The organism is Bradyrhizobium sp. CB3481 (genome assembly GCF_029714305.1).
Taxonomy (GTDB): domain Bacteria; phylum Pseudomonadota; class Alphaproteobacteria; order Rhizobiales; family Xanthobacteraceae; genus Bradyrhizobium.
The window spans coordinates 3,004,773-3,023,764 of the sequence record NZ_CP121647.1; the positions used below are offsets into that span (position 1 = coordinate 3,004,773).

The 18,992-nt window shown below is 60.1% G+C and carries 24 protein-coding genes and 2 pseudogenes; 10 read left to right on the top strand and 16 right to left on the bottom strand.

What is annotated here, in order from left to right:
* Positions 1-4 precede the first annotated feature (4 nt).
* The gene (locus tag QA643_RS14385) at positions 5-1,378 is read right to left on the bottom strand and encodes a 2-hydroxycarboxylate transporter family protein (protein ID WP_283033790.1); all 1,374 of its coding nucleotides are present in this window, start codon (positions 1,376-1,378) and stop codon (positions 5-7) included.
* A 122-nt stretch (positions 1,379-1,500) separates the two neighbouring features.
* On the opposite strand from QA643_RS14385, the gene QA643_RS14390 reads away from it, so the two are divergent.
* The gene (locus QA643_RS14390; protein ID WP_283033791.1) at positions 1,501-2,415 is read left to right on the top strand and encodes a LysR family transcriptional regulator; all 915 of its coding nucleotides are present in this window, start codon (positions 1,501-1,503) and stop codon (positions 2,413-2,415) included.
* 440 nt (positions 2,416-2,855) lie between these two features.
* Here the strand turns inward: QA643_RS14390 and QA643_RS14395 are convergent, their stop codons facing one another.
* From QA643_RS14395 to QA643_RS14405, 3 genes and pseudogenes are all read right to left on the bottom strand, one after another.
* Positions 2,856-3,347: a hypothetical protein gene (locus QA643_RS14395; RefSeq protein WP_283035118.1), complete on the bottom strand. Its 492-nt coding sequence runs from the start codon at positions 3,345-3,347 to the stop codon at positions 2,856-2,858.
* 5 nt (positions 3,348-3,352) lie between these two features.
* Positions 3,353-3,418 (bottom strand): annotated as a pseudogene (locus QA643_RS14400) (hypothetical protein); the annotation flags it as partial.
* An 89-nt stretch (positions 3,419-3,507) separates the two neighbouring features.
* Positions 3,508-3,975, bottom strand: a complete 468-nt coding sequence (locus QA643_RS14405) for a recombinase family protein (protein WP_349253286.1) — start codon at positions 3,973-3,975, stop codon at positions 3,508-3,510.
* A 1,434-nt stretch (positions 3,976-5,409) separates the two neighbouring features.
* Here QA643_RS14405 and QA643_RS14410 point away from each other — a divergent pair.
* Together QA643_RS14410 and QA643_RS14415 are read left to right on the top strand one after the other, a co-directional pair.
* Positions 5,410-5,610 carry a hypothetical protein gene (locus QA643_RS14410; protein WP_283033792.1) on the top strand — a complete coding sequence of 67 codons (201 nt, stop codon included), beginning with the start codon at positions 5,410-5,412 and terminating at the stop codon, positions 5,608-5,610.
* Positions 5,611-5,732: 122 nt separating this feature from the next.
* Positions 5,733-6,809, top strand: a complete 1,077-nt coding sequence (locus QA643_RS14415; RefSeq protein WP_283033793.1) for an IS3 family transposase — start codon at positions 5,733-5,735, stop codon at positions 6,807-6,809.
* Here QA643_RS14415 and QA643_RS14420 read toward each other — a convergent pair.
* The 11 genes from QA643_RS14420 to gdhA form a co-directional block, all read right to left on the bottom strand.
* A complete protein-coding gene (locus tag QA643_RS14420) occupies positions 6,697-7,329 on the bottom strand; it encodes a hypothetical protein (protein ID WP_283033794.1) in 633 nt (210 codons plus the stop codon). The two genes, QA643_RS14415 and QA643_RS14420, sit on opposite strands and share 113 nt — an antisense overlap.
* On the bottom strand, positions 7,241-8,872 hold the full coding sequence (locus QA643_RS14425; RefSeq protein WP_283033795.1) for a recombinase family protein: 1,632 nt from the start codon (positions 8,870-8,872) through the stop codon (positions 7,241-7,243). The genes QA643_RS14420 and QA643_RS14425 overlap by 89 nt, the downstream gene beginning before the upstream one ends.
* Positions 8,862-9,032 carry a hypothetical protein gene (locus QA643_RS14430; protein ID WP_283028978.1) on the bottom strand — a complete coding sequence of 57 codons (171 nt, stop codon included), beginning with the start codon at positions 9,030-9,032 and terminating at the stop codon, positions 8,862-8,864. The genes QA643_RS14425 and QA643_RS14430 overlap by 11 nt, the downstream gene beginning before the upstream one ends.
* 210 nt (positions 9,033-9,242) lie before the next feature.
* The gene (locus QA643_RS14435; protein WP_283035119.1) at positions 9,243-9,524 is read right to left on the bottom strand and encodes a hypothetical protein; all 282 of its coding nucleotides are present in this window, start codon (positions 9,522-9,524) and stop codon (positions 9,243-9,245) included.
* Positions 9,525-9,565: 41 nt separating this feature from the next.
* On the bottom strand, positions 9,566-10,090 hold the full coding sequence (locus QA643_RS14440) for a hypothetical protein (RefSeq protein ID WP_283033796.1): 525 nt from the start codon (positions 10,088-10,090) through the stop codon (positions 9,566-9,568).
* A gap of 528 nt (positions 10,091-10,618) precedes the next feature.
* A complete protein-coding gene (locus tag QA643_RS14445; protein ID WP_283033797.1) occupies positions 10,619-10,894 on the bottom strand; it encodes a hypothetical protein in 276 nt (91 codons plus the stop codon).
* 2 nt (positions 10,895-10,896) lie between these two features.
* A complete protein-coding gene (locus tag QA643_RS14450; protein ID WP_283033798.1) occupies positions 10,897-11,295 on the bottom strand; it encodes a hypothetical protein in 399 nt (132 codons plus the stop codon).
* Positions 11,296-11,324: 29 nt separating this feature from the next.
* Positions 11,325-11,702: a hypothetical protein gene (locus QA643_RS14455; protein WP_283033799.1), complete on the bottom strand. Its 378-nt coding sequence runs from the start codon at positions 11,700-11,702 to the stop codon at positions 11,325-11,327.
* A 164-nt stretch (positions 11,703-11,866) separates the two neighbouring features.
* Positions 11,867-12,388, bottom strand: a complete 522-nt coding sequence (locus QA643_RS14460; protein WP_283033800.1) for a hypothetical protein — start codon at positions 12,386-12,388, stop codon at positions 11,867-11,869.
* 711 nt (positions 12,389-13,099) lie between these two features.
* Positions 13,100-13,522 carry a hypothetical protein gene (locus QA643_RS38670; protein ID WP_349253270.1) on the bottom strand — a complete coding sequence of 141 codons (423 nt, stop codon included), beginning with the start codon at positions 13,520-13,522 and terminating at the stop codon, positions 13,100-13,102.
* Positions 13,523-13,978: 456 nt separating this feature from the next.
* Positions 13,979-15,328, bottom strand: coding sequence for an NADP-specific glutamate dehydrogenase (gene gdhA / locus QA643_RS14470; protein ID WP_283033801.1), 1,350 nt, complete (start codon positions 15,326-15,328; stop codon positions 13,979-13,981).
* A 401-nt stretch (positions 15,329-15,729) separates the two neighbouring features.
* On the opposite strand from gdhA, the gene QA643_RS14475 reads away from it, so the two are divergent.
* The 3 genes from QA643_RS14475 (at position 15,730) to QA643_RS14485 (ending at position 16,732) form a co-directional block, all read left to right on the top strand.
* On the top strand, positions 15,730-15,870 hold the full coding sequence (locus QA643_RS14475) for a hypothetical protein (protein WP_283033802.1): 141 nt from the start codon (positions 15,730-15,732) through the stop codon (positions 15,868-15,870).
* Between the two features lie 131 nt (positions 15,871-16,001).
* Positions 16,002-16,424: a hypothetical protein gene (locus QA643_RS14480; protein ID WP_283033803.1), complete on the top strand. Its 423-nt coding sequence runs from the start codon at positions 16,002-16,004 to the stop codon at positions 16,422-16,424.
* 167 nt (positions 16,425-16,591) lie between these two features.
* On the top strand, positions 16,592-16,732 hold the full coding sequence (locus tag QA643_RS14485) for a hypothetical protein (protein ID WP_283033804.1): 141 nt from the start codon (positions 16,592-16,594) through the stop codon (positions 16,730-16,732).
* 101 nt (positions 16,733-16,833) lie between these two features.
* On the opposite strand, the gene QA643_RS14490 is transcribed toward QA643_RS14485, so the two are convergent.
* A complete protein-coding gene (locus QA643_RS14490) occupies positions 16,834-17,160 on the bottom strand; it encodes a hypothetical protein (RefSeq protein ID WP_283033805.1) in 327 nt (108 codons plus the stop codon).
* Positions 17,161-17,252: 92 nt separating this feature from the next.
* Between QA643_RS14490 and QA643_RS14495 the strand changes: the two genes are divergently transcribed.
* The 4 genes and pseudogenes from QA643_RS14495 to QA643_RS14510 form a co-directional block, all read left to right on the top strand.
* Positions 17,253-17,378, top strand: a complete 126-nt coding sequence (locus tag QA643_RS14495; protein ID WP_283033806.1) for a hypothetical protein — start codon at positions 17,253-17,255, stop codon at positions 17,376-17,378.
* 212 nt (positions 17,379-17,590) lie between these two features.
* A complete protein-coding gene (locus tag QA643_RS14500) occupies positions 17,591-17,857 on the top strand; it encodes a hypothetical protein (RefSeq protein WP_283033807.1) in 267 nt (88 codons plus the stop codon).
* Positions 17,841-18,122, top strand: coding sequence for a glutaredoxin 3 (grxC, locus tag QA643_RS14505; protein WP_283033808.1), 282 nt, complete (start codon positions 17,841-17,843; stop codon positions 18,120-18,122). Before QA643_RS14500 ends, grxC begins: the two co-directional genes overlap by 17 nt.
* Positions 18,109-18,473: pseudogene (locus QA643_RS14510) on the top strand (nitrilase-related carbon-nitrogen hydrolase); the annotation flags it as partial. The gene grxC and the pseudogene QA643_RS14510, both read left to right, overlap by 14 nt.
* Positions 18,474-18,992 lie beyond the last annotated feature (519 nt).

Genomic DNA, 18,992 nt, shown 5'->3' on the forward strand with positions numbered 1-18,992 from the left:
TCCCTCAAACGATCTTGAAGTGAGCCATCGCGATGATCGCGAGCGTCACGGTGATGGCGCCGCCAATCCGGGTCGCGACCTGTGCGAACGGCATCAATTCCATCCGTTCTGCCGCGGTCAGGATCATGACGTCGCCGGTGCCGCCGAGGCCGCTGTGGCAGGCGTTCACGATCGCGGCTTCGATCGGATACATCTTCAGCCATTTGCCGACGTAGAAGCCGGTCGCGGTCAGGGTCAGCACGGTCGCGACGATCGTGACCAGGTTGGCCGGGTGAAACGCCTCGACCAGCTCATGCCAGGGCGTGAGCGCAACCGCCGTAGAAAACAGCAGCGGGTAGGTGACGGCGGTGACGAAGAAGCGGAACACGACGCGCGCGCCTTCCTCAAGCCCAGCCGGCACGGCGCGGAGCAGCTTGACCAGCACCACGAGGAACAGCATGGCGACGGGGGCGGGCAGGCCAATCAGGCTGTGGATCAGCGTGCCGAAAACGTAGATCGCGATGCCGGTGATTCCGCCGGCCGCGACGGTGGCGACATCGATGCTCGTGACGCCCGAATGGACCCTATCATCCTTGTCGTTGGCCGCATCGTTTCCGGCCGGCTGGAGTTCACCATTTCCGGTGAGCTCGGGACGGCATCTTCCCAGCGAATTCAGGGCGCCGCAACAGATGATCGCGATCAGATTACCGAAGAACACCAGCGGCAGAATCTGGCCGAGCATGGTCCCCTGACCGAAACCGAGCGCCTCGGCATAACCGATCGACAGCGGAATGGCGCCTTCGCCGACGCCGCCAGCCATCACCGGCACGACCACATAGAGAATCGAGCGCCAGAAGCCAATGCCGCAGATCCAGCCGACCGCGCCACCAACCGCCAGTGCGGCGACCGAACCGGTGGTGAGCGGGATGAAGATCTTGACAAACCCCTGAATGAGGAAGCGGCGGTCCATACTCAGGATCGACCCCACCACGATAGCAGTGATGAAAAGATAGATGAAGTTGGTCGACTTGGTGAACATCGTGACCTGCTGCACAAGCGGGACCGGCAGAAGCTCATGTGCCACCAGGAACGACGGCAGAAAGATCGTCACCAGGGACGAGCCGCCGATGACGTTCAGGATGGGTATCCGGAGCCCAATCTCGGCGCAGGTGAAGCCGCCGAAGACGAGAACGGCGATCATGACGGTCACTTCACCGGAAATCTTGCCTTTAATCGAAAATGCCGCGATCAGGGCGAGAAGGACTAGGTAGATCGGCAAGGGGATGATGCCGACCCTGATCTCCATCAGCCGCTGAAAGACATTCGGTTCGCGCTTCTCGGTCGGCGGGGCGCCAACCTTCGCCGGGTGGACCGGGCCTGCAACCGCATTGGTAGTCATAGTTCGCTCCCTAGCTGGTCATTGCTGCGCCCGGTTGTGGACCCGGCCGTCGTGGAACCACCTTGCAGGGACGACGAGATTGCGTAAAATGCAATAATCGCAATTTTTCATGAGTAATATGCATGAAAATACCCATCGATGGCGTACAGGCATTCGTTCATGTCGCCGAGCTCGGCAGCTTCAATCGCGCCGCCGAGCATCTGTTCATCACGCAGACCGCGCTGACGCGGCGCATTCAGCGTCTTGAGGCTTTTGTCGACTTGCGGCTCCTGGATCGGACCACCCGCTCGACGGCATTGAGCCCGATGGGAAAGGAGTTTTTGCCGCTGGCGCGCCGCATCGTCGACGACCTTGTCCATGGACTCGACCGGCTGCGAACGTCATCGCGGCTCGGGGTCGGCGACGTCACGGTCGCGACGCTGCAATCTGTGGCATTCCGGCAGTTGCCATTCGCATTGCGCAGCTACGCGCGAAAATATCCAAAAAACCGTATCCATTTGCTGGAACGGTCCGGCGCGCTCGTGACGGAAGCGGTCCAACAGGGGCAGGCCGATTTCGGCATCCACATCCAGCAGGATGTCCATCCGGACCTGACCGAAGACGTGCTGATGCGGGATCCCTTTGTGCTCGTTTGTAGCCGGTCGCACCCCACAGCCAGATTCAAGAAGGTCGCATGGGCCGATCTGAAAGGCATCGATCTGATCACGCTGGGCGGAGCTAGCGGCAATCGGCGCATAGTCGAAAGTCAATTTGCAAAGGCGGGTTTGGACGCCCGTGGCCGCTTCGTGGTCGAGAGCACGCCAAGCGCGATCGCGCTTGCGCGAGCCAACGTCGGCGCTGCCATTCTTCCTGCCGCGATGAACGCGACGAACGTCACGACAGGGCTCATTGAGGTGCCACTCGTTGAGCCAGTGCTTTATCGTACGATTGCTCTGGTTCGGCGCAGGAATGAAACCCTTTCTCCGGCGGCCAATTCCCTCTACGCCATGATCAAAGCACGCTTGTCGGCGGTCAAACGAAGATCAAGTGGAGAATGACGCCCCATTTGCTGATCCTTTGCAGTCGATTGGTCGAGTCTACATTCACATAAGCTGCTCGACTGGACGCAGACCAACGCTTGTGTGCTCGAGCACATCCGAGTGCAACCCAAAGCAAACTTGCGGCGAGAACGGGCCTTCATCGGCTGTGCTGCACCACGAAACATGCCTTCGAAGGGCACGCTCCATACTACCAATCGCGGAACAACTCTTTCCACGACTCGCAAGAATGGCGCGTAAAAGGCGGCGTCTGGCGGGCTATCAAAGCGCTGCTAGGCCGGTTACGCTGCTCGCCGATAAGAAAACAGGGCTTTGGAAATAGTAGGTTTGGCGATGTAGCGGACCTCCGCTACCACGTATGACCCACTATTATGGTGGGCCTCCGGAAAGAGCCCTCCGCTGACCAGTGCGGCCAGCTTTAACCTCGACCTCGAAGCCTCCTAAGGGCCTTTCGGGTGGATGATGACACTGTGCACCAGCGACCTGAAGTCGGCGACCAACGGGCCGCGGTCATCCCCCGCGCTTGCGTGCCTTGCTATCGTGTCGGCAAGCGCATTGACAGTCTCGATGTAGCAGTCCAGCGTTGCCGGATGCAGTGAGATGGGGATAGGGGCCTCTTCGAGGGCAGCCAGTTCCGCCTCGAGGCGCAACCGCTCTTGCTTCAGCTCGGCGATCCGTTGCTTGGCATCCTCCTCGGAAATCACGTACCTGATCACGAGATCGATGTAGCGCTGACGCTCGCCTTCGATCCGGTCACGTTTCGCCTCCAGCCGCAGGCGCTCCGAGGAAGCGTTCCCCGCAAGCCGCACTCGCTCACCGTTGTAGTTGCGGACGTAAGTCTCGATGCCCGTGGGCCCTTCAACTCCTCGACCATGCCGCTGAGCACAAGTCTTTCGATATCGCGCAGGTAGATGATCCTGCGATTCGAGCAACTGCCACTCTCGCGCACAGCTGAGCAACGAATCCTGGTCTTTCCGGTCTTGCAGCGGTCGTGAACTGGCATATCTGATCCGCAACAACCGCACCGAAGAAGACCGACAGGAGATGGGGCGCCCGTCGCTACATGTGTCGCCAAATGCCCTTTCTCAGTCGTCAAAGTGTGCGCCTGCTCCCAAACGGACTGTTCGACGATCCGCAGTTGAGGCACATCAATCTCTGCCACTCCTCACGAGGGTTTGGGCGAGACAATCGTTTGCCTGTATCGGGATTCCTCACCATCCGGACCTTGTTCCAGACAATACGGCCAGCATAGAGCTCATTGAAGATGAGCCCCGTCCCGCGTTTGGCGTGGCCGTTGATCGTCGACGCATTCCATTGCCGCCATCGCGGTGGATGGATATTTTCCCGATTGAGATCCTGCGCGATCTCTCGGGGCCTGCAGTCCCACTGCGTATGCTGCAAAAAATCCCCCGGATGATCGTAGCTTCGTCTTACGATTTCGAGCTCGCCGGGTTTGCCAGGTACCGCTCGATATCCGTAGCACGCCCTCCCGCATGTCGGCCATCGCGTATCACCGGCCATGCCACGGCGGACCTTCTTCGCGCCGTCCTCGCGTTGCATCTGTCCGACGAGGCCGCGGATCCCAATCAAGATTGAGTCCGCAGTGCCATCGTGGACGGCCTGGATCTCGATTCCTTGGAAAGACAACTTTTGTGGATCCCGGCCAGGTCGTCCATATCACGTGAGAGCCGGTCCAATGCCTCTAGCTACACCATTGTGGGTATGGTCGTAAGACGGCTTGGCGCGCACGGGATGTGGGCGCACTTCTGTCTGAAAGCGGACGCGCCTGATCCCTAAAGCCTGCCAAGCTGTTTTGGCGCGCGACATTGCGTCCCGAACAACCGCTAGCGTTCTGCTGCATTCCCATTGGCCGAATCCTGCTTCGCCCATGAGAAAAGTCCACGAGCGGTATGCCACTCCATAATCCGCTTTCCCATCATGTTCCTGTCTTCCTGCCTTGCAGCACGTGCTCGACCGCGCGCAGCGTTCGCATAGCGGCCAGTGACAGCCTCCTCACTTGCCGCTGCAATCGACCAACGCCAGCAGCGGTTCGGTACGCGGGTCGCGAGATAAGTGCGGCCGGTTCCGATAGCTCGCGTACCTCTGTAGGCGCTTCTGTCCATAAAGGTACGTAAGCTCACTGTCGTTGTCGCTGGGGTGACCTTATAACAATAGTGAGATTGAAGCAGATTTGGCCAGCTTCCCAACCGGGCAGCGGCGGCCCTGCGGCAGGTCAGATCGCCGATCGGATGCTATAGTTGCTGAAACTCTTCGTGGTGCGTTTGACCCTGCGCAACATGTGACTGCAGCACCAGTTGCGAGTCTGTCTCGGCCTATATTGCTGCCGGAGTTGGCCGGACGTGCACATGCCCTTTCTGTCGAAAAGCAAACGCGCGGCTTGTCTCAAATCCGGCAACCTGTTGCAAACGCCACCTTGCGCAGGAAAACTCGAAGCAACTCGCATTGCTAGCGCTCGCCTAAATCGCGCAGGGTGAGAAGCCGCCTAAATCGCGCCAAACAATCACGAGTGCCTTTGAGTCTTGACGTGCCAAGCTGCCTTGCTGTTGCTGGCCCGACATTCCGGGCGGAGCTTCCCGCTTGCCCGTTTCACACCGACCGATTCTGCCATGCGTACGAACGGCGCTCGACGTTGATCTCGCGCGGGATCGCATACCAACCGGAAAACTGATCTCGGAAGCAAAGCTGGCGCACAACCACTTGCGCGCATCAGCCTTTTGACGAGGCCCGTTGCCACGGGAATTGCGGTGGCGATAACCAACGTCAGGTCGATCTGAACGATAAACGCGCGCTTCGCGCGGCACAATTGACATCAAGGGCTGGGTCAACGGCGAGCCGCTGCACGCGCTACATAACGCCACAATTCAACTAAAATGAAAGTCCTCAACGGGAAGGTGATTGAAACGATGTTCAGCCGGAGAGGGGATAAGGCTTGTATAGCTTCTCGAACAAACTGTTGCAAACCACATAACGCGCATGCCGAAGGTCGTCACGCGCGACCTCGCTCTGCTTGAGCTTTGTGATCTCTTCGAAAGGGACGATTTCAACGCTTATCCTGTTGAAGAAAATTTGCAAGTCATCAGCGTGGTTTCAAAGCTTGAGGTCCTGGCGAGGTTTGCCTTGACCCACAGTCACATCATGCCGCGCTATGAGGATTTGATGAAAATTGACATTTAGGGACATGATGGCGCCAGAGTTCATTCATGTTGGAAGAGCCGGTCCCAGAATTCTGCACAGGGCGATAAGTGGAGTTTCTGCCTGACAGCGGGCACGCTAGTGCCTGCGAATCAGGAGCGACGATGAGCAGACGAGCACGCCGGAATCACACACCGGCTTTCAAGGCCAAGGTGGCGCTTGCCGCCGTCAAGGGCGATCGAACCGTTGCGCAGCTTGCCAAGCAGTTCGATGTCCACCCCAATCAGGTCACGACGTGGAAGGCTCAGCTTGAAAGCAAAGCTGCCGATGCGTTCGGTGCCGGCGGGCGCCGGGGCGGAGCAACCGACGATCGACGTGAAGTCGCTGCACGCCAAGATCGGGGAGCTGACGCTGGAGAACGATTTTTTAGAAGGAGCGCTCACCAAGGCGGGATTGCTGAGCGCAAAGCGATGATCGACCGCAAGCACGATCTGTCGATCACCAGGCAGGCGGAAGTTTTGCAGATCAGCCGCGGCAGCGTTTATTACCTGCCGCGCCCGGTGCCGGACGCCGATCTCGCGATCATGCGGCATCTCGACCGGTTACATCTGGAGTTCCCTTTCGCCGGTTCGCGTATGTTGCGCGGCCTGCTGGCTGCCGAGGGGTGCAAGATCGGCCGCCGGCATGTGAAGACGCTGATGAAGCGGATGGGGATAGAGGCGCTCTTTCGCCGTCGTCGCACCACCAAGCCCGAGCCCGGCCACAAGATCTATCCATACCTGCTGCGTGGCATGGCGATCACGCGACCGAACCAGGTCTGGGCCATGGACATCACCTATATCCCCATGGAGCACGGGTTCGTTTACCTCGCTGTGGTGCTCGATTGGGCGACCCGTCGGGTCTTGTCCTGGCGGTTGTCGATCACGATGGAAGCAGCCTTCTGCGTCGAGACACTGGAGGATGCCATGGCTCGTTACGGCAAGCCGGAAATCTTCAACACGGACCAAGGCTCGCAGTTCACCGGGGCAGCCTTCACCGGCGTTCTCGCCGACAACGGCATCGCCATCAGCATGGACGGCAAGGGCGCCTGGCGGGACAACGTCTTCGTCGAGCGGCTATGGCGCAGCGTCAAATACGAGGAGGTCTACCTGCGAGCTTACGAAACTGTCGGCGAGGCTCGCAGCTCGATCGGTCGATACCTCGACTTCTACAACTGCGCATCAGAACACCCATCTGTCTAGTTGTTGAAGAGAAGAGAGTTTGCTGATTGGGATGCGATTTTGTGGGGTATCTTGGGTTCTGTCGCGCTCGTTCGGCGATAGATTGAGCAGCAGTTGTTATCAGCTCGGTGCGGGCGAAGATCCATGGGCCGTCCGAGAGCGGATGGATGGCTGCGATCTCGCCGGCTCCAGCGGCGAGCCGGAGCGTCTTGGGCGCAATCTTTAGGAGCTTTGCCGCGTTGCTCAGGTTTAGCCAGGGCTCGATCCCGTCCTCGGCGGGCTTGAACACCGGGATGTGATAGTTCGAGCGCATCGAGGTGACACGCTCGCGCGTCCAGCGATGACCGTTACCGGTCTTGAGGCCGTTGCGGTTGAGGAGGCCGGCGATCAGATCGTCATTGGCGATCAGCACCAGTTGGCGCACAGCTTCGATGATGCTGGCGGAGGTGCTGTTACGCTGCCCGCGCCGGCGCTTGGGCAGGCGTATCTCGCTGTGAACGCCGCCGACCCAGTGGATGATGAGGACAATCTCGGAGGCCATCGTCGATATCGGCCACGACCTCATGGATGAGGGTGCGCACAATCCGCTTCTTGAGGCGCGCATCCGTCGTCGGCGCATCCCAGACCGTTTTGAGGTTCGAGGCCAGAACGCCGAGCGACGCTGGATCAGCAATGGGGGTGGGCGTCGCCGCCTCATGCATGGCGATCTTGCCCTCGACCTCCGCCGCGTGAGCAAGCGCCCTGTTCCAGCGCGCTTCAAGCTCGCCCGCCACCAGCCGGTTCGCGGGATCAGCGGCATCGTATTGCCGGAAGGCCCGGTCGACGGCATAGCGCGCCGCTTCGAGGTCGCGACTGAGAGCCTCGCGCACCTGATCCCGCCGTTCGCTGGCCTCGTTGGCGGCAGCGGTCGCAGCGGCGATAGCGCCCGGACCGACGATCCCAAGCAGTGCTTCCTCGATTGCATCATCGACGCGCAGTCCGCCGAAGCCGATGCAGTGAGGGCCGCCATTGTCCATCCAGGCGCGGCTGCAGCTGTAGCGCGGGATATGGTGCTTCATGCCGGAGTACCGGAGTGTGAGCTTGCGACCGCAGCGCTTGCAGCGGATCAGACCGGCCAGCAGCGCGTCACCGTGCTTGGGCGCGCCGTGATGCCGACCGGTGGGAACGTTGCTGCTAACCATGGTGCGGATCGCCTCGAACCTCTCCCAGCTCACGTACCCATCGTGGGTGTTGGGCTTTAGCGCCAACCATTCGTTCCGCGCCTTGCGGCGGATCTTCACGCTCACGCCCTCGGCGCCGTATCCCGCCGCCACAGCCGTCTTACCATAGGCATAGGCGCCGCCGTAGACCGGGTTCTCAATGATCCGGTGGATGGCGGAGTAGCTCGGTCGCCGCCAGGCCGTGTCGCCGTTGGTCTGCTTCACCGGCAGATCGAGATTGTACTCGTGGAGCCAGCAGAGCGCCTGTCGCGCGCTGCCCAGCTCCTCGACCTTGTCGAACACCAGCTTGATCGCTTCCTGGACACGCCGATCCGGATCCTTCTCATAACGGTCGCCGGACTTCACGAAGCCCACCGGCGCTGCCACAACCAACTCGCCCCGGCGCGCCTTCTCGTAGCGGGCCGAGAGCGAGCGCTGGCGCAACAGATCCAGCTCGTACTCGTTGAGGCTGCCCTTGAGCCCGAGCAACAGGCGGTCGTTGCCGTGCCTTGGCGCATAGATGGTCTCCTGATCGACCAGAACGGTATCGACCACACGGCACATCTCGATGAGTTGCTGCCAATCCCGGCTGTTGCGAGCGAAGCGCGAGACCTCGCGGGCGCAAACCGCGCCAACCTTACCGAGACAGACCTCCGCCACCATTCGCTCGAAGCCTGCGCGTTGTACCCCGCCGGCGGCTGACCGACCGAGATCATCATCGATCACTTCGATCTCGGACCACCCGAACGCCGTCAGCCGGTCTCGCATGGCGTATTGCAACGCGCTGCTCTCGCGATTGTGCAACACCTGATGCGCTGAGGATTGACGCACGTAAAGAATTGCCTTGCGCGCGAGATGATGAGGCCTGACTTTGTCAGAGATCATGACCGACCTCCTTCGCGCGCGGCGTTGCCGTCGCCGCAGCGTAGTCGAGGATCAATTGCGTCATCAGGCTCGTGAGGGCCGCCCGCGCTTCTGCCGGCAGCTCCGACCATGCCGGCGCGCCGATGGCGCTGTTCAACAGGCCGCTCCCGAACAGATCCATCTGCTGCTGCGACCGCGGTTTTTGATTGTGTCGGTATCCGCTCCCTGGCATTACCGTCTGGCGTGACATGAGTCGCTCCCCGATTCTGGTCGTGAGAGCCTTTGGATGCGCCAGAAACCAGGGCAGCTGATGGCGTTCGAGCCTTCAACGCCAGATCGAGAAGCGCAGAAAGCGCGGCAATTGCATCGATGCTAACAAACGGCTGAGCTGTCAAAAGCTCAGCGTCAGGGCACGCCGTCCGGTCGAACATCCATGCTGGAACTTCCAGCCAACGATCTGCTTGCGACCCGTCCAGAGTGCAACGAAAAACGACATCATCAGCCTTGGAGACGGTCCCATGAACGCAAACTCGGCGACCAAACCAAGGATGATGCCGATATAGTACTTCGCGAAGAACGGTCCTGTGGGCGTTCTCAAACGTTGTTGTACAATGCCCGCCGACCCCATTCGAGCCTTGACGGCGCCACTCCGGATCAAGCCTACTTCAACCAACCGCCATTCCGCTTGGTGGCCTAACCCGGCAGACGCTCCACTTACCAGCTCTGGAACAGAAACAGCGATTCACATTTAATATTCGGGGTTGTACCCGAGCCCCTATACAGAAACCTCCGCGGCTCCCAAAAAAAGGGTTTCGGCGGGGGCGGGCAAGTCGCGTACGAGTCCAGGTCTTGCAGACGAGGGATAAACTGGATTTGATACTCCTGGGCTAGATCGCGCACGTTGATGCATGCAATTTGGCCACTGGAAAACGGTCCCGCGGAACGGTACACTACATTACCAACCATGACCCTAATAAACGCCTCTTTTTCCGCCGTACGATTGCGCACACAAACCTCTTTTAACGGTTTATACAACTTTAATGCTAATGCCGGTTGGGCATGGCACAATAAGCTCAATCCGATGCTGAGGATTCCGGCAGCTTGACCCAGCCATCGAGGATACTTCCAGGTATTGCATGCCCGCCGCGCCGCTAAACTGCTTTCACAGAGCTGGGTTAAGTGGAGTTTGGCCGCGGCATTATTATTGATCAGGTCGATCAGTCGCTGGATCAGCGTCATTTTGGTCTCTGCACTTCGTTGTGAGCGGGAATTAGAGAACAGCCGGCGCTGGTGCTCGTTCGCCTCACGTGTCGCAATACGATGGCTCTTACTTCGGCGGCAGTGTCTTTGATCTTTCGTCAGCTGCTGGTATCGCATGGCTCTTTGATAGCTCCATTGCAAGGCATTGTGGACGAGGAATCTCGTCACGGTGGATACAGTCTGCATCGTCTGCTCTGGCGTCTCCGATGATCCGATCGAGAGCTTGTCAGTCTTCTCAGGAGTATCGTTCGTTTTACGCGTTCGCGTCGAGGCAATTGCACAACGCGTGCCACGCGCCGCGCGAAAGAAAAAACCTTTTGATACAAAGCGCTCATCCGCGTCGGCTATATCGCAAATCCGACATCGTCGCACATCGGACACCGTCAAGCGGCAATGATGTTGTCTGCGGCGGCGCGAAGCGCACCGCTTGTCTGTGTGCCGTTCACGGCCCTTTGTGATAGAGTGATCCACGCATTCAACGTTTTCTAGTCGAACAATCTAGGGGCGTTATATTGCGATGCCGCGGCGCGGATTATTAGCCGCCGGCGAGCATGGTGCGGACCGGCCCGCCGCGAACAGCATCGCCGCGAACGCCGGCAGCCAGATACGCTGCTTGACGACAGCGCGCTTACACCACGATCCGTCCGACGGACCTGGTACATCAGCACTCCTTCTCTTCAAGTCCCGCCAGTGCTCGGCGAGAGCCCCGACAAACATCGCGACGATCAGCAGCAACCTGGCGATCAGTCCGACCGCTACGAATTTGAGGGCGACGAGGCTCATAGCTAATGCTCGCCGGCGTTGTTGATTTTCTCGATCCGGTCCGACATGCGGTCGAGCCGGCCGGTGATTTCGGGTTTGAGATCCGCGAACCCGCGCTCTACCCGGGCCACGACGGTTTCAAAGCTCCTCTTGCGGACGAACTCGTCACGCGCCCAGATCTCGATCTGGTAAAGCTTGCTGGAGAGCTGGTCCGCCTTTGCTGTGGCTTCCGCGGCCTGGCGCTTCGCCTCGGCGACCGCCTCGGCCGCTAACCGCTTATGTTCGGCGAGCGCGTCGACCGCCGCGGCGACCTTGCTGTTGGCGCTGGTAATACCATCGGATGTCCGGGTCCAGAGACCGATGCTCGTAGCCAGCGCGCCGATCGCGTCCGCGACCGATCCCCAGGTGACGACACCGTTCATTCCTTCCCCCGGTAGTCTCGCGAACGCCCTCATACCAGTCGCGGCCGCCGATGATGCGTGTTGGCCTCGGCGAATGCATCGCGGTTTTGCGCCAGGCGCGCCTTGGGATCATCGCCGGGCCTGACCTGCGGCGCGTCGATGGGCTGCATCAAGGAATCTGACGCCGGGGCAGCTCCCTTTGCACCACCTTCGGGCTTGATGCGCATCCCGCGCAGCTCATCGTTAGTGATAGCGCAAGCGCTCTCAAACCTCGCCTTGAGCTGTTCGACATAGATCGCCGTCCCTTCCTTGTCTGCGTTGGCCTGAAGTTCGATCGTCGCGGTGCGCAGCCGCGCATCAGGTCTCAGAACAAATCGCGGTTGCCCTGTGCGGGACGACGTGGTCGACGACCTCGGTGGCAGCGACAACGCCGACCGCCTCGCAACCTAGGCAGAGCGGATGGCTTGAAGATAGCGGCCGCCTTCTCCCAATGGCGATCATAGCCACGCTCATGTGAGTTCGCTCGCAATCTACCAAAAGAAAGGGCCGCTTGCGTTGCCACAAGCGGCCCGAGCCTAGTTAGCTTGGATGGTCAGTTTAGTGCGTCTGGCGTCGGAGCGCTCCGCACGAAGTGCTCGCGGAATTCGATGCGAACCCCGTCAGGGAAGCGAACCTTAATCACTGCGTCCAGCTCACCATTTTCATCGAGAGTCAACGTCATCTTCATTGCGCCCTGTCTATCTTTCCATTTGGCAATCAGGCCCTCATCGTCAGTATCGGAAGGCTGCGCCCAGGTGGACCCAAAAGAGCAGAGCTCCGTGCCCAAGGAACCACATTTGCCCCATGCCTTAACCAGCGTCCGGCCTGCGCGGTAGCGAATAACCAGGCGTCTGATCTTTGCTTCTGGAAGTTCGTTGTCCCACGTATCTGCGAAATCCTCGTCTGGTCGAGTGTCAGGCATTGAGTGCCACACATGTGGGAAATCCTCGTCTCGAGTGGCCAAAGTGTACGGCACCGAATTTGCTGGGCTAGTCTGATCGGCAAATGCTGCCCCGACCAGCGAGAGCGTGGCAAATGCGGAGAAGAGAAGCTGGCGCATGCGCGAAGTAGTCATTTGTGTCTCCATGTGACCCGTTCTATCGGGCCAGTAAGGATTTGCACGCACTAGGCCAAATGAGCTTGAATAGAAAAATGAGCGTTTAGAAGTAGATAGAAGACGCATTGCTCACTGGCTGTGCCGCAAACCCGACAATCCAGCGTCGCCAACCGCACGCGTCGGGCTCCCTACTCACCGTCTTCTGATCGGAGCGCGGCTTCGTACTTTCGCAGGTGATCGCTTATTGCATCAGCGACCTTAGGCCCACCAGCTTGTTAATTGGCGAGCACTGGTATCGACGACCAAGGATACCGACGTCGAGATTGGGTCGACCCGAAGACTTCCGCAATGCGCCGAGACAAGGTCGAGCTGTTGCGCCATCTGCCGCTGGCAGAAAGTGGACATCCCTGTGCTCGTGGTCTATGGCCTCATCGGCCGATACACGATGGCCGACTCTGCAGTCCGCTCGTTCACTGACCCGCAGTCTAGTGGGAGAGGATTGGACCTCTGGCTGATCGACTGGGGAAACCTGGCACACTGAGCGGTCGCTCTCCATCGATGATGATGTCGATGACTTGGCCAGCCATGTCGTACGATCGGCAGCAGCGATGGCAGAAGAAGCGCTGCTCGCGCCGGTACGAAATCGGTTTTATGAGGCAGTTAGGGCAATGTTCTTTGGCGTCAAGCTTCGTCCGCTTACCCGTCTCACCGTGGCCGCATCATGCCGCCTTAGAACGCGCTCTCGAGCGAACGTTCGGGGGCCCGCTTGATTTGCCGCTCGAGCCTCGCCCTGAAAGCCGGATGGCCGTAGATCGTACCGCCGACCTGCCACATTGCCGTTTCTTTTCGGAATCGCCGCCGAACCGCTTGACCAGTTTCTTGGGGATCCGCGGCGATCGATGTCGAGAGACCGACAAAAGGCGCTCGGTCGTTTCCTTGAGCGCTGAGCCGCTCCATAGCAGGCTCGCCCGCGACCAGCGACTCCGGCTCTTCGTCGGCCCACTCCAAGAACGGATTCCCCTCCACCTCCTGCGCCACGTGGGCAGAGAGATCCATGTTGGACATTTGCAGCAGCTTCATCGCCTGGATCTGCTGCGGCGTCATCACCAGCAACTGCGACTGGCGGTGCTCTAATCCCTGGTTCGGTCTCATGACAGGTGATCCCTAAAAATTGCCACTGGGCGGCAAAGCAAATCATCTCGCGGACGAGATCGGCGTTCGGCGCCTTCGCCGAAGGCGCATACGTTCGACGCAGGTCGCGGGCTGGGATTCCGTGAGGGGGCTGACCGCGCAGCCAGCCTCTACCTTGATGCTGAGCCGGGGATCCCATGGGCACCGGCATTTTTGCTCCTCGAGATTTTGTTCTCGGAAATGTTTCTCTCCAAAGTTACCGGTAACTCTTGCGCGAGCTGTGCTCTCTGTTGAATGTAGCAAGCCGCATGCAACGCCCCCTAAGACGCGTTTAAGGGTCTGATTTTACTTCGAGACCGGACACAAGTCGCGGGTCGCGCCGGCAGGGAAATGGCGGAATTGGCAGCAAGCAATTTCTGAGAGAGCCACGTCCGTGCAAAGCGCAACAAGCGGATGGTTGGGATCCCGGTAAAGATCTCAAATGACGCCGAGCGCTTCCATGGCCTCCGCAACCCGCACGAAGCTGGCAATGTTGGCGCCCAGCACATAGTCGCCTGGCGCGCCATAATCGCGGGCAGTCTCGGCGCAGCGGTCGTGAATATTGCGCATGATGGTGGCGAGCCGCGCTTCGGTCTGCTCGAATGTCCAACTATCGCGTGAGGCGTTCTGCTGCATTTCCAGCGCGGAGGTCGCCACGCCGCCGGCGTTGGCGGCTTTGCCCGGTCCGAACAACACACCAGCCTCCCGAAAGATGCGCACCGCTTCCGGCGTGCACGGCATGTTGGCGCCCTCGCCCACAGCGACGACGCCGTTGCGGACCAAGGCGCGCGCATCTTTCCCGGTCAATTCGTTCTGTATAGCGCAGGGCATGGCGACGTCGCACGGAACATCCCAGATAGACCCGCCCTCGATGTAATGCGCGCGCGCACCCTTGAGGCGCGCGTACTCAGCAATGCGCTCGCGCCCATCCTCCTTGATCTCCTTGACGAGCGCAATATTAATACCCTGCTCATCGATCACGTGCCCATTTGAATCCGAGCAGGCGACGACCTTGCCACCGAACGCGGCGATCTTTTCCATAGTATGGATGGCGACATTACCCGAGCCTGACACGACCACGCGCCTGCCGTCGAACGACTGCTTTTTCGTCGCCAGCATGCTGTGCACAAAATACGTCGCGCCATACCCGGTCGCCTCCGTGCGGGCGCGCGAGCCGCCATAGACGAGCCCCTTTCCGGTCAGAACACCTGCTTCATAACGGTTAGTCAGCCGCTTGTACTGACCGAACATGAAGCCGATCTCACGGCCGCCCACGCCGATGTCACCGGCCGGCACATCGATATCCTCGCCGAGATAGCGATGGAGTTCCGTCATGAATGATTGACAGAACCGCATGATCTCGCCTACGGAGCGTCCGCGCGGATTGAAGTCGGATCCGCCTTTCCCGCCGCCGATCGGCATGCACGTCAGCGCGTTTTTTAACGTCTGTTCGAAGCCGAGAAATTTGATGATCCCGATATTGACCAACGGGTGGAAGCGCAGTCCACCCTTGTAAGGGCCGAGCGCCGAGTTAAACTGCACCCGAAATCCGCGATTGATCCGCACCTGTCCGCTATCGTCCACCCATGGCACGCGGAAGATGATCTGACGCTCGGGCTCACAGAGCCGCACGATCAACGCATGATTGGCGTAGCGTGGATGCTTGGCCACCACGCGACCGAGACTTTCGAGGACTTCCTTTACGGCCTGATGGAATTCCTCTTCACCCGGATTTCTACGTAGAACCTCCGCAAGGATAGGCTCCAGCTTCTCATCGACATGGACCATGATAGACAGACTCCAGTTTAAGGGACAGTGAGGTGGTCGCCATACCTAGCAATAAACGGGCCGCGCACCGCGGAAGTAGAACATCAGTGAAAACAGTAAGCTCACTGGACGCGTTGTCGGCTTCCGGACACACTTGTCGAACTGGAACAAGTTCTGCCTCAGCACGCTCCAGAGCTTCTGCGCCGAGTGTCACAACAGCGAAAAGAAACGCATCGAGGCGCGCGGCTACGGCAACGCTGTCGACGATGACGGCTGGCGGACCGACCCGAAGCATCCGGCAAACAGGAGGAGATGATGCCGCTTAACGTGCCCAACGGCCAGGTGATCGCGCAAGGCGAGTCGCTGTCGGACGGCCTCGACTGCTCGCATGCCGACCTCGTGCGGCTCACCATGCCAGCGGAATGGACGCCAGCAAACCTGATATTTCAGATTCAAGCGATGGCAATGGCTATGACGACCTCTACGCGTCCGACGGCAGGGAAGTCACGGTGGTGGTGGTCCCCGGGGCCGCTGTCGTGTCGCGCATCTCGGCGACTGTTTGAAAGCGATTGCCTTCCTCCAGGTTCGCTCGGGGGCGCGGGAATATTCGGTGCCACAGGAAGTCCGGCGGTAGTTCGCTCTCGCGGTGTCGAGCGGCAATCTGGCTGAAACCCAGCCGACAGGAGAATGAGGTGTGCCGATTCTGCAATGGCGTTGCGCGCACGGTGATGCACCAGCTCAAACGCTTTCGTGCGCCGAAACAGTCGCCATTGCGCCGCTCGACGACAGCGTCGACAGCAACATCGTCCGTATCTCCGGCTGCGGCACCATCGCCTGGTTCGGCGACGGCCCGGCGATCACCAAGCGTATCATCTTCGGGCCGGGCATCGTTGTCGTACATAACCCGCCGAGGCTCGAGCTTCTGACCGATGCCGACCGCCACATCAGCGCGCTGTCGATCGGGATCTACTCCTGCCAGGGCAGCGGCAACTGGCTCGAGATTCATTTCACGTCGACCGGTGCCGCCGAGCTGTCGCGGCGCATCGATGCCATGGAGCAGCGGCTCGCCACCATTGAACGGCGGCTACGAATAACCCCCGAGCTGGGCGGCGGTTGACTGCTCTGCCGCAACCGTGCGGCAGACGCCGCCCGCGCCGGGGCTGATGACCCAACACGTCGACCGAAGGCTCACCTGCAAATCGCGGGAGGGACTAGCCTAGTCATGCCAATCAAACCGCAGAGGGCGAAAGCCCGAGCGATTTCACGGCGCGCTGCGTGCCCGACATGATGGGCGACGGCGATCGACCGCGCGACCAGGCTGCGGCGGCCTACCAGCAAATCTGGCGTGACGAGCAGTTGATCGGCGCAGTGATCAGTTGGCGAAACGTCATCGGATCGCGGCAGTCGCCGCATATCAGGAGGTGATCGCCCAATTGCCGGATGCCGTTCGGCTTGGTCTGCGGGTTCTGTGGGATTGCGGGATTATATCGGCTTGGTGTCCTCGATGTTGTCGTTCATGGCGAGGATCATCGCGATGTCGTCTCGGGGAAGCCGAGCACGTCGAGGTCGGTGGTCTGCAAATAATCCAGTTCTTCGCGCAGAAGATCGGCGTCCCAGCCGGCATCAAGCGCGAGCTGATTGTCGGCGATCAAATAAGCGCGCTTCTCGGCTTCAGCCCAGCCAGCGGTGACCATGACGGGCACCGTCGGCAGGTTCAGCGTCTCGGCGGCGAGCAGGCTGCCATGGCCGGCGATGATCAGGCTGGCCTCATCAACAAGAATTGTGAAACCGAAACGCGTGGAGGCGGTCAATGCCCTGCGCGCAGATCTGGCCGAATTGGGCATCATCGCCACGGCCGGCCTGGCAAACGTTGAGGCGCTGGTCGCGATCGCGCGGGACGAGGCAGATGCTCGCCTGTCTAGAGCGGCGCCCTGGGCTATTGCCGATGCGATCCAAGCTGCAGCCGACCAGATCGACAGGCTCGAAGCGCGCAATCTTCGTGGAGCTCAAGCGCGACGAGGACATGCGGCGGCTGACCGTCATCACCAGGACCGAACGCGGCGTCTGTTGATGCGCGGTGATGTAGGGTTCGCGACAAACTTGCTGGTTGGCAACACCGCTTTGCGGTGCTGTAGGGTTTTCAACACCGCTCTGCTGAGCTGTGCGCGCACGCTACTTCCAAACGCGCCCATTTTGCCCCTGACAGGCAGTGGCATGGCGGTTGCTAAGCTTGGCCCAACACCGTCAACATGAAGGACATGGAAAGCAGTTATGACCGCTCGAATGGATGAACTTGTCCAGACCTGGTGCCGCTCTGATGTCACTCATCAGCCCCGAGGCACGGTCCAAGAACCGCGCCTCACCTCGCGGCTCGCCGCCTGCGATGCTGCAACGACGCGCGGCAACTTCCTCGGCAGAGATGCCTCCGGTCCCGCTGCAGAGGGCGAACCGATTTTCAAGGACCCGAGAAATCTGGCGACGGCGATCGCGTCGATTCTCAGCGAACCCGAGCAAGATCACAACCGAGCGTGCCATGACCGCTGCAATTGAAATCTACACCCGCCCGGGCTGCGGTTACTGCAGCGCGGCCAAGTCGCTGCTGACCCGCAAGAAGGCGGCCTTCACCGAATTCAACATTGCCAGCGATGCGGCCTATCGCGACGAGATGTACAAGCGGGCTGGCGCACGTTCGACCTTTCCGCAGATCTTCATCGGCAACACCCATGTCGGCGGTTGCGACGAACTCTATGCGCTCGACCGCGAGGGCAAGCTCGATGATCTCTTAGCGAAGGCGTGGCCTGATGAGGGGCGATAGCACCTTCACCGCCGCTATGGTACAGATGCGCACCTCGCTTCTGCCGGAGCCGAGCCTCGAGTAGGGCATCAAGCTGGTGCGCGAGGCGGCGGAAGGCGCGGACTATGTGCTCACGCCCGAAGTGAGCAACATGATGCAGTTGAAACGCAAGGCGCTGTTCGAGCACTTGGCGACCGCAGAGGACCAAGTCGCTGAAGGCCTATCGCGCGCTCGCAGCCGAATTTACATCTTCATATCGGCTCGCTCGCGCTGCGTTTCTCGCCGGAGGAGGCGTTCAACCGCTCCTTCCTGATCGGCCCCGACGGCAACCTGCTCGCCAGCGAGCCGGGCGTGTTCCTGGCCGAGATCGATCCGGCCAACGTCGAGACCGCGCGCAGGGCTCGCTGCAGCACGGCCGCCGCTTCACGGTCGCCGACAGCGGTGAAGTAGTTACCACTAACACACGACAAGGACCGCATTCGCGTCGAATAAGGAGTTAACACCGCCGAGGGTGAGTCCGTTCACGATTCCAAACAGCTCCCACCCGCCTAATTCCTTTCAATTACCCATAATTTTTGCCTCGACCGCGGCTCCCAGACCGATGGTCAGCCGCGATAGTCCGCGCCAGATCACGCTATTTCCTGGAGGCGGATCATTGGCTCGGCCAAGTATCCTCCGAGGCGCGCGATCTCGACGACATAGTGCAAGAGCGTGCCTCGTCGAGAGCGATCGCCACCTCTGTCTTTCACCAAATGATCAAGAAGCCTGATTTCCGGATCCGTCAACGCCATCTGCGGTAGGGCACTCAGCGAGGAACGAATAAGCATCGTCATCCAGAAGACGCGCCAACTCACAATGCAGAAAACCGCGATCAAAATGACCAGACGCTGA